At 41.1% G+C, this 9,104-nt stretch carries 13 protein-coding genes; 1 reads left to right on the top strand and 12 read right to left on the bottom strand.

The window, feature by feature from the left end:
* Positions 1–236 precede the first annotated feature (236 nt).
* The 8 genes from AC4MCD_RS14460 to AC4MCD_RS14425 form a co-directional block, all read right to left on the bottom strand.
* Entirely contained in the window at positions 237–389 is a 153-nt protein-coding gene (locus AC4MCD_RS14460) for a hypothetical protein (RefSeq protein WP_157799969.1), read from the bottom strand.
* A gap of 541 nt (positions 390–930) precedes the next feature.
* The gene (locus AC4MCD_RS14455; RefSeq protein WP_491876877.1) at positions 931–1,452 is read right to left on the bottom strand and encodes a plasmid replication DNA-binding protein; all 522 of its coding nucleotides are present in this window, start codon (positions 1,450–1,452) and stop codon (positions 931–933) included.
* Between the two features lie 422 nt (positions 1,453–1,874).
* A complete protein-coding gene (locus AC4MCD_RS14450) occupies positions 1,875–2,297 on the bottom strand; it encodes a hypothetical protein (protein WP_491876876.1) in 423 nt (140 codons plus the stop codon).
* 99 nt (positions 2,298–2,396) lie between these two features.
* Positions 2,397–2,756 (bottom strand): helix-turn-helix domain-containing protein, encoded by a 360-nt coding sequence (locus AC4MCD_RS14445; protein WP_491876875.1) that lies wholly within the window; start codon positions 2,754–2,756, stop codon positions 2,397–2,399.
* Between the two features lie 35 nt (positions 2,757–2,791).
* A complete protein-coding gene (locus AC4MCD_RS14440; RefSeq protein WP_168395983.1) occupies positions 2,792–2,992 on the bottom strand; it encodes a hypothetical protein in 201 nt (66 codons plus the stop codon).
* A 10-nt stretch (positions 2,993–3,002) separates the two neighbouring features.
* The gene (locus AC4MCD_RS14435; protein ID WP_491876874.1) at positions 3,003–3,491 is read right to left on the bottom strand and encodes a hypothetical protein; all 489 of its coding nucleotides are present in this window, start codon (positions 3,489–3,491) and stop codon (positions 3,003–3,005) included.
* A 33-nt stretch (positions 3,492–3,524) separates the two neighbouring features.
* On the bottom strand, positions 3,525–4,034 hold the full coding sequence (locus AC4MCD_RS14430) for a plasmid replication DNA-binding protein (RefSeq protein WP_491876873.1): 510 nt from the start codon (positions 4,032–4,034) through the stop codon (positions 3,525–3,527).
* Between the two features lie 730 nt (positions 4,035–4,764).
* Positions 4,765–5,745 carry a replication initiation protein gene (locus AC4MCD_RS14425; RefSeq protein ID WP_491876882.1) on the bottom strand — a complete coding sequence of 327 codons (981 nt, stop codon included), beginning with the start codon at positions 5,743–5,745 and terminating at the stop codon, positions 4,765–4,767.
* A 327-nt stretch (positions 5,746–6,072) separates the two neighbouring features.
* Here AC4MCD_RS14425 and AC4MCD_RS14420 point away from each other — a divergent pair, with 327 nt between their 5' ends.
* The gene (locus AC4MCD_RS14420; RefSeq protein ID WP_491876881.1) at positions 6,073–6,204 is read left to right on the top strand and encodes a hypothetical protein; all 132 of its coding nucleotides are present in this window, start codon (positions 6,073–6,075) and stop codon (positions 6,202–6,204) included.
* A 537-nt stretch (positions 6,205–6,741) separates the two neighbouring features.
* Here the strand turns inward: AC4MCD_RS14420 and AC4MCD_RS14415 are convergent.
* From AC4MCD_RS14415 to AC4MCD_RS14400, 4 genes are all read right to left on the bottom strand, one after another.
* The gene (locus tag AC4MCD_RS14415) at positions 6,742–7,833 is read right to left on the bottom strand and encodes a hypothetical protein (RefSeq protein WP_491876880.1); all 1,092 of its coding nucleotides are present in this window, start codon (positions 7,831–7,833) and stop codon (positions 6,742–6,744) included.
* 145 nt (positions 7,834–7,978) lie between these two features.
* Entirely contained in the window at positions 7,979–8,215 is a 237-nt protein-coding gene (locus AC4MCD_RS14410) for a hypothetical protein (RefSeq protein WP_491876879.1), read from the bottom strand.
* A complete protein-coding gene (locus AC4MCD_RS14405) occupies positions 8,212–8,445 on the bottom strand; it encodes a hypothetical protein (protein WP_491876878.1) in 234 nt (77 codons plus the stop codon). The genes AC4MCD_RS14410 and AC4MCD_RS14405 overlap by 4 nt, the downstream gene beginning before the upstream one ends.
* Before the next feature lie 22 nt (positions 8,446–8,467).
* Complete coding sequence (locus AC4MCD_RS14400) at positions 8,468–9,067, bottom strand: recombinase family protein (protein WP_419295330.1); 600 nt, start codon at positions 9,065–9,067, stop codon at positions 8,468–8,470.
* Positions 9,068–9,104 lie beyond the last annotated feature (37 nt).

Here is a 9,104-nt window from a genome sequence, read left to right as displayed (position 1 = left end):
TCTTAGAAGTGAATAATACTGTCTCAGATAATAAAATGCAACAATAAATGAGACAATTTTACTTATGCCTGAGACGTCTCATCTACGTATACCCTTGCGGATCAAAAAATCCTTGAAATACCACCTGAACCGCAAAGGGGATCAATTGCACACCAAAACCTAAGCCACGTACGTGAATGAAAATAGATTCTCAAGAGAGTTGTCCACTTTCATTCACGTACGCACTGCTTGGATTCTTATTTTCGCTTGATTTCAGCTTTGGCTGATGCCCCAGCTTCAAATGACCAACCTTGTCCTTGTGCTTTCACGTAGGTATCACAACCAACGGCAAGGAACATGACGGCAAGTAAAGCAAAAATAACTTTCCAAACATTCTTCGATAATTTCATGTTATTCAACCTCTAAACTATTGTTTCAATCTCTATTTATCTATTTAGAATTAAGCCCAAAAAAATGATGCGATTTGCTGTGTAATATCGCCAACCCTACAGGGGGTCACATCACAATGGAGGTGAAATTGCTTCCATAAAAAAATCCGCCTTCTTAGGGCGGATCTTCTGCTGTTACGCAATGTGTTGCTACATTGCTTCGTTGTATAAAGTACTTTTTACAATCTAAGTCATTGCGTCATTCTCCTTTCTTTCAGGCACAAAAAAGCCCGCTTTGGATTGCGGGCTTCGTCTATAGCTTTTATAACTTTTGAGTGGCTTTGAAGGTATTTCAAAAGTTTTCAGGCACAAAAAAAGCACAACCTTCGTTGCGCTTTAAATGGCTCAATTTTGGATTATAAGATTTTTTCCGAAATTTCGACCATCTTATATGAAAATAGCGGATACTTTTCTTGCGCAGGTCAAGATTCATCATTGACCAATCCATTTGGCTTTAATTTTCCAGCCTCCTTCTATCCATCTATAAGTCTTCCTTTATGAATTAATCCAATACCGCACGTATCACTCGACCAAACAAGCTACGGCGTTTCTGTGGTTCAGGCTGTTCTTCCTGAATGATCGGCTTAGGCTCAGGCGTTGGTTGGGGTGGGGGTTGTATTGGCTCAGGTGTTGACTCCTGTACCTGTTCAGCTTGTGGCTGTGGTTTAGGTGCGCCAAGTAACCGCTGTAAGGATTCAATTTGTTCATCCTTAGCATTCAATTGGTCATTTTTAGCCTTCAACTCTTCACGGTGAAAACGATCAAGTTCTTTGGCTTCCTCAAGCTGTTTTTGAAGCATGTGAACCTGTTGTTCAAGTAGGTGAACTTCCGACAACTTTGGTGTTACGGTTGTCTGTGAACGGTTGCCATGTTGTGACGGTTCACCAAAGACACGGATTGCTTCTGCAAGGTCAATTTTGCCATCACTATTCTTTGTTAGATTGCCTTTATTTACTTGCTTGTAGATGGCTTGGCGTGTCATGCCGTACAGCTTGGAAAGTTCAATGACCGATAGTGTTTTCATGTTGTTTTATTGGTTGTCTACTTTGTGAACTAGATTACATTAAAGTTTAATTGTAAGGCTATATATTCTTATCTATTCTGGATTGGCTTTACTAAAACTAATGTAATTAAATATTTACGATGAAAAAATTTATATTCACTTTACTTACCGTATCGGCTATCACATTGATAGGATGTGAATCTGACCGATACGACCGCTCTACACATGATTCAATGAGTTCTTGTTGGTACTACGTTCAATCACAGATTGGTAGCCGCTATACTGTTTATACCGATACATCAACAGAGATTCGAGGTGCATACGGTGCTAAACCCGACAAAGGGTTCAGCTGTGTTGTTAAAGACACAGGTACTCAAGGCACTTACGTTGAAAGTTCAATAAGTAACGCTACACGTCCATAGCAAACAGATTTACCTATACCGCTAATTCTGAATGAATCGATCTTTAAATTTCCAACCTTTCTTAGGGTTAAAGGTCGGTTCAACTACCCCATTTACAACCCCCAACCATGATTCAATCATATCAATCGTAGTCCGATGAACGGGTGTGAAAAGTATTAACGTACCTTTGGGATATACCGCTGGATGATTCTTTGGAAAAATGGCAAAACACAACGAAGTTTTGTCTTCTGTAGGCAATTCAATGTAGACACAATCATTGTTGTGATCTACGCCCCGATAATCTTCTAGTAACCTTGCAAAATAAAGTTGTTCAGGCACAAGAGAATCATCATCAACTGAACCAAAAGTGTTTAAAGCAAACTGGAAAGCGGATTCATTATCTTTGAAACACAGAGTTTCGGTGTCCAGTTGTTTCGGTTTTGTTTTTTTAAAAAAAGAAAACATATAAATCCTTTATGACTTAATTTAATAAACCCGCTCGGTCGCTTATTGGCTTCGCCAAAAGCTCCCTTACGGGGAGTATCTTGATTTAGGCTTGCACTGTTACACTTTTTCATTCAACCAACGATGCACCGCCATGCGTGATACGTTAAGAAATTCGGCAATCTGTGCCTTCTTCATTCCTTGCATATGTAATACCTTTGCCTGCTCACGCTTATCATCGAATTGAGCCGATCTAGCTTTACCACCTGGGCTTGAATCTCCCAACTTCCCACGGTGTGCCTGCACAGCGGAAAAGCGTGCTTGTGCTTCACCATCCTTATTCCATACCCAACGAGCAATTGATTTAGCAATGCCTTTTAATTCGTTGTAATCAAGCGGACTATTAAGCATACCCTTGGGACAATAAAAAAGTCCGCAACTAGGCGGACTTTTGGCTTTCAGTGAAGCGTCTACGTGCATGAAATTAAATTAAGTGGGTAGTTCTACTCATCCATTCACGTAGAAGCATCTAGATTTGTTCTTTTGTTCCAATTATTTCCCCACTTTGCTTCTCCGCATGTAGCACAAACATAGTCACCAGTATCAATACCTGTTTTTGATTTTTCTTTTCTTAACTCACGGTGATCACATAAAGGGCTACCTTTTACAATCCATTCTTCTCGCAATTTTTTTGCATATTCAATACTAATTGTCATAATGATCTCCTTAAAAAACTGGAATTTCCCATTCAAGAACATCACGTCTGGACTCTTCAGCGATAATCTTAATTAGCTCAACTCCTGTATGTCCTGATACACCTTTCTCCATAATTCCAATTAAACATTGAGCAAAAAATACTCTTACTTGGTTGTCAGGTGTAGCCATTTCCTGAAGCCATGAATCGGGAAGAACCGTTAATGCAGAATTAAAAACCATATAAACAAAATTTGTGTTGTTAAAACCCTGAATAGTAACAATTTTTCTAAATTCAGAATGTTCTATTACATTCAATTTATCTAATATTAAGCCCGCCTGTAAGATCAGACTGTAGCACATAACATCCTTTTCAGATGGAGTTACACTTTGAGCTAAAATAATCCATTCACGAATAGGTCGTAATGTCCGCTCAGTAGCCCTGTTGTGCCGTCTAAAATATCTAGAAATTATTAAGTAAAGTACGATTAATATAATTGCTATAAGTAAAATTATTTCCACCAAATTTCTCTCTCATCACGCTACGTTTATAATTTATTCCAATACCGCACGTATCACTCGACCAAACAAGCTACGGCGTTTCTGTGGTTCAGGCTGTTCTTCCTGAATGATCGGCTTAGGCTCAGGCGTTGGTTCTAGTGTAGGTTGAATTGGTTCAGGTGTCAGCTCCTGTACCTGTTCAGCTTGTGGCTGTGGTTTAGGTGCGCCAAGTAACCGCTGTAAAGACTCGATTTGCTCGTCTTTAGCCTGTAATTGTTCACGTTGAAATTTTTCACGCTCTTGTGCCAGCTCAAGCTGTTTTTGAAGCATGTCTACCTGCTGTCGCATGATGTCTAGTTCTGCCGACTTTTGTGTCGCATGTGACTGTAGCGTGACGTTTTGATTTATTCGCTGTGATGGCTCACCAAAGACTCGAATGGCTTCCGAAAGGTCTATTTTACCGTCACTGTTCTTGCTGAGATCGCCTTTACTTATACGCTTATAGATGCTTTGTCGATTTAGACCGTATAGTTTTGCAAGTTCAATTACCGATAGCGCTTTCATGATGTATTTGGATTGTATGTTTTGTATACAAACTATACTAAAGGTTACTTATAACGCTAGACTAATATTTTCATTACATTAATATTTAAAAAAAATTTCTCCGAAATATTGATGACATGTTAAAAAAATTGTTAGCTCTTTCTCCATTCATTTTTATTACAGCTTGCTCAACGGTAGGCCTCCAAACTGTACCTCATAACGGTAAAGTCTACTATGTCCCACCTAATTGCACGCAATACAACTACTATGACAACGATCCTGACACTCTCTACTGCTATAATAGAGGAATGCCAACTGGACAAACTCTACGCCCTGCAGATAGACAACAGATAGAGGCCTACCAAATCTCTAGACAACAAGCTAAAGATAACGCAGAAGCTTGGGAAAAATTAGGTAAATCTACAGCACCAAAGCCATCTATTTGCTACAACAGCTATGGCTACATAGTACCATGCTACTAATGAATCTAAGAAAATACGAAATATATCTTACTTACATTACTTTTATTATCATCAAACATAAAAGCTGAAAATTGGGTTGATATTAGTAAATATGCAGATAGATCAATGATAGTTGATTTTTACTCAATAACGATAAAACGAGTCGACGGTTCAATAATCCGAAGTGACTATAAAGATAGCAAACGAGAAAGCGCTATAAACAACACAATAAGCTATGCTTTGTATAAAAACATGTTGTAAGGCTAAAGATAACAGCCTTCTAAAGGCTGTTATCTGATAAGGCTATTGTTACACCCATTAAACCATCGGCTAACTGTCACCCGACTAACTTCAAGTTGTTTCGCAATCTGTGTGTTATTCATGCCATTTGCCTTCAATTGCGTTGCTTGCTCACGCTTGCTGGCATAAGCCAATCCCTTAGCTTTACCGCCTTTAGCTCCACGCTTTGCCTGTATCTCACTGAAATTACCATAGCTGAATCGTTGCCATACCCACTTAGCAATGCTCTTAGCTGTCGCTTTTACTTCGCTATAAGGTAAGGGTTGTTCAAACCCGCTATTAATCGCTTCTATTTGCGCTCTGACGGCCTTTTCCCACTCATGGCTAGTGTCATGGTGCATATAGTCTCTAATGGCCTTATACGCCCAATGACGGCCCTTCTCGAACATTGTAACGTTACGTCCCAAGCCGACAACTTCGAGCTTTTTAGGTAGTTTCTTCGGTAGGTCTACAAAGTCAGCAAGATAATCAAGCGAATAGGCTTGCTTAGTCCAATAGGTTGTCCGCCACTGTGGGTGCAATGGGTTCTTGGTGATTAGTTGTGAATAGCCAAGATCAGCACCCATCTTGAGTGCATAAGCGTAGTACACCGCCTGTGCATACTTGATCGCTTTTACGCTCGCAAACTCGCTTGTGCAAAGTGGTATTTCAAGCTTGTAGCAGTGGTGACAATGACCGTTAAGTGGGTTCTGTGTCGTCCAAAATGGCTGTGGCAGACCTGCGTCAAACCACGACAAAGCCGAGTCTACTTTGTCGTCATCAAAGACAAAGTAAATCGTCATCAAAGGGGGGTTTACTTGGATATATGGTTTTTTAACAGCAATAGATTTGGTACGAATAAGCATGTACCCAGGTTTTTCATCCATGCAGTACGGCTTGTTCGGTAGGCTGTTGAACAAGTCTAACTGTTGGTGAGTCAGCATTTCAGGCTGTTTTTTCGTCGCTACTGAGTGACTTTTTGTATATTCCATGCGTTTACTACTTGAGTAATCCGCATCTGTCTGTAAAATGGACTACAGACACAAGACGGATTAATCCCCTTATTGTTGTTTAAAGATTCAAACCCGATTGACTCGTTACCGCCAAGTTTCAAAGTCGTCGGGTTTTTTCATGTCTGCTGTATTTGTAACACAACTTCAATGTTGATTGAAATAATAATAAGTTTTCAACACTCAATAATTCCCTCACACGACCGCACCATTTGCGTTGTAAGCCACTTTGAGGCTTAAGATTAGGAATCCATCTACCTTCCTCTAAACCGCCCTGTGATAAGCTAAAAATAACTAATGGAGGTTGAAATGGACGAGACCGAATATTTGCTATCTACACCTGCTAATACTGAGCATTTGAAACGTTCAATCGAACAGCTCAAGCGTGGTGAAACCCAACAGCATGAACTGATTGAAGTAGAAGAAGATCCACAGGATTAGTTACCGCAAACTATCTCCATGACCGCAAAGCTGGGAGTAAGTCGGTAAGTAATTACTCCTTTACTCCTGTTGTCGGTATTTCGTCGGTATCTCCGCATGATGTTAAATTTCTGTTAAGTAAATATAAGAACTGCGCCAGAACTCCGATTTTTTTGAATGGTATCCATTGGGGCACTTCTACCGCTGATAAGACATCGCTCATTAAATAGACTCTGTTCAGTCATGGTATGAAGGCTTGCATAGCGGTAGCGGAGCAAGGATGAAAAGCCATGACGTTTGACTGATCGCATTAGGCTGTAGTGGGTGAAGATTGGCGTAGCGTGAGCGGAGCCAATCTGATCGGTGTGTTGTAGTTCGTTGGTGTCTTTGCGTTCGGATTCGCTATCGCTCATCCTCTCGTAGATTAGTCAATAATATGTATATATCTATACCTAGTGTTATTAGGTGACTTCAATGTGCAGAAATCCACCCTATTCCAAGCGATACATAGCTTAGGTAGGATTTGACCTCAATCAAAAGTGTTCCGAAATTTGCGAATCAGAACCTTTTCACAAGTGCCTTCACCGCTGTCCTTTTGGCTTCATTGAAGTCACCGTAAACCTCAATCGAATCAGGCAAAGTACGCTTGTGCCTACTTTGGCTAAGTGCTTCGGGCTGTTCCTTACCAAATGCTTGTACTTGGGTGTAATAGGTATCCTTTTCATACTCGGTGGATCTTCGGCTTAACTTGGTAAATTGCATCTTCTTGAATCCCGAAGCAATGACCTGTTTCAAGTTCGTGATGCTTCGATCCACTTGTTCTTTATCGAATACAGACGCTTTCAAGGTCACTTCAATTCTTGCTCTATGTTCTTCTTGAGGTAAAGATTTACCGCCCTTGTCAGTTCTCTTGAAGTAGGTTCTTACGCAGAACTCATCGAAGCGATGATCACCCACACCGATGTTGTATCCGTCCTCTATCAACTCATACAGCTTTCCAACTGAAGTCGGAATGTCTTTTCTCGTGGTCTTATAGACTCTGAACAAACGAGCTGTCTGTGGATACTGCATCGCTTTATGCAACTTGATAACCATAGCCAAACTATTGCCACCATAGAGATCAAATGACAGCTCAATTGCTTCTATAGTCATCATCTCAACGTTTGCACCGTATTGGCTATGCAATAAACCAGTGATTTTGCCAAGTTCTTTGGCATTGCGAATGTCATGCAATCGAATAGTGAATGATGCTCCATCTTGGCTAATATCACTCTCATCAGTTGCAACGTAATGCCTTGTACCTGTGTGACGTGTGATAAAGGACTTAATATAACTTCGAGCCTTAGGATCGTTGTAAAAAGTACATTGCATTGGATCTACGGTGAACCGAAGATCAAACCAATCAATCACCGCCTTCATCTTGGCAGACATGAAAGGTACAACGTTGATGTCTTGGTAGAGGTCAGCGTCCTTAACATTATCAATTAGACGCTCTTGATATGCGTCTAAAAGGTCGTTCATCTCCGCTGTTGGCGTTGTTGTAGTAATGGTATTCGGTTGCCCCATCTGTGCAAGGAAAGCCTCAAGATCGGCAGTTCCTTTCTCGATTTCTTCACGCTCTTTCGGTGAATAATATTGTTGATTGTCCATACTTTACCTTGTGTTTCACTTAAGCAAATTATGCTAAAATGACCGTAGTTTAGAGGTCATCAGCTCAGTTTTGCCGACTGCGTTAATGTAGAAAAAGGAAGTGTTGTCGCACTTCCTTTTTTGTTATTCGTTGGTGTGTTTACGTTTAGAGCTGGGCTTGCAACTCTCGGTACACTTCATCAAAGTTCATCTTGATTTCGCCCTGCGTCACTATGTCGTAATGGTCAATGATCTGCCAAACCGTATGCTCAAGACCTTCTTCGGTGTCGAGGTCTAAACCTTCCGCATTTTCAAGGGCATTCCGCACCACCTCTTGAATCACTTCGGGCATGACTGCCACGGCGTCCGCTGTTGTATTGTCTTTTAAGATCACGTCCATCATGCCACCACCTTTGTATACGCTGAAATGAATGCTTCAAGGTCTGACCTTGTGTAGATCGCTTTACGATCTACCTCAGTGAAGTTTATTAAAATACCGTCCTGTTCCTGCCACCGTTTTGGATTCCATTTGAGATAGCCCCACCATGCCCGATGATCTTTTTCGGGTAGTGCATGGCGTAGGTATCTCGCTGCATCGTTGATCTTGAAAATTTGCTTTGCTGTCCGTTGCATTGCTTTGTCCTTGTGACCGCTGTTATGCGGTCGCTGTAATTTCTTTTGGCTTGCAAGCGTTGATTGCTCGCTCAACTGTGGCATGTCCTACGCCTAACTCCTTAGCTAGTTGTCGGTAGGATAATTTTTTGCCGTCCTTGTTGCCTTCTACGTGACGTTTGTAGATTTCTTCGTACTCAATCTTTTTCGTCCGTTCCTTTCGGTAAACGCCACGTTCCTTCGCTTTGGCTATTCCTTCCATTCTTCTCTCTGCGCTTAATGCTCGCTCGAATTGAGCTACTGCACCGAAGATGCCTAGCATCAATTCATTCGTTGCGTTTGTCTTGTCTGCCGTAAATTCCATTCTCTCTTTATGGAATCGTACAGCTACGCCTTTTTGGTTTAAGTCCTTAACGGTGCTGATCAAATCGTCAAGTGATCGGCACAAGCGGTCAATTGAATGGACGTGTAGCGTGTCGCCTTCTCTTACGTATTCGAGCATCGCTTGAAGCTGTGGACGATTGGTGTCCTTACCGCTCGCCTTGTCTTCAAACACCTTGTCAAAAGTAATTCCAACGTCAGCTAATTGACGTGCTGTATTTTGACCGATTGAGCTAACTCGAATATACGCTACGTGTGCCACTCTATTTCCCTGCTTGGACATAATTGTCCCGATAACT

Source organism: Acinetobacter sp. CAU_H_78 (assembly GCF_058599365.1).
This window is presented reverse-complemented; position numbering and strand designations above follow the sequence as displayed.

What these genes read in the sequence shown, in the direction of transcription:
- AC4MCD_RS14430 (WP_491876873.1), bottom strand. Translation starts at nt 4,034, where the DNA reads ATGAAAGCGCTATCGGTAATTGAACTTGCAAAACTATACGGTCTAAAT.
- AC4MCD_RS14445 (WP_491876875.1), bottom strand. Translation starts at nt 2,756, where the DNA reads ATGCACGTAGACGCTTCACTGAAAGCCAAAAGTCCGCCTAGTTGCGGA.
- AC4MCD_RS14415 (WP_491876880.1), bottom strand. Translation starts at nt 7,833, where the DNA reads ATGGACAATCAACAATATTATTCACCGAAAGAGCGTGAAGAAATCGAG.
- AC4MCD_RS14440 (WP_168395983.1), bottom strand. Translation starts at nt 2,992, where the DNA reads ATGACAATTAGTATTGAATATGCAAAAAAATTGCGAGAAGAATGGATT.
- AC4MCD_RS14460 (WP_157799969.1), bottom strand. Translation starts at nt 389, where the DNA reads ATGAAATTATCGAAGAATGTTTGGAAAGTTATTTTTGCTTTACTTGCC.
- AC4MCD_RS14410 (WP_491876879.1), bottom strand. Translation starts at nt 8,215, where the DNA reads ATGATGGACGTGATCTTAAAAGACAATACAACAGCGGACGCCGTGGCA.
- AC4MCD_RS14405 (WP_491876878.1), bottom strand. Translation starts at nt 8,445, where the DNA reads ATGCAACGGACAGCAAAGCAAATTTTCAAGATCAACGATGCAGCGAGA.
- AC4MCD_RS14455 (WP_491876877.1), bottom strand. Translation starts at nt 1,452, where the DNA reads ATGAAAACACTATCGGTCATTGAACTTTCCAAGCTGTACGGCATGACA.
- AC4MCD_RS14420 (WP_491876881.1), top strand. Translation starts at nt 6,073, where the DNA reads ATGGACGAGACCGAATATTTGCTATCTACACCTGCTAATACTGAGCAT.
- AC4MCD_RS14425 (WP_491876882.1), bottom strand. Translation starts at nt 5,745, where the DNA reads ATGGAATATACAAAAAGTCACTCAGTAGCGACGAAAAAACAGCCTGAA.
- AC4MCD_RS14450 (WP_491876876.1), bottom strand. Translation starts at nt 2,297, where the DNA reads ATGTTTTCTTTTTTTAAAAAAACAAAACCGAAACAACTGGACACCGAA.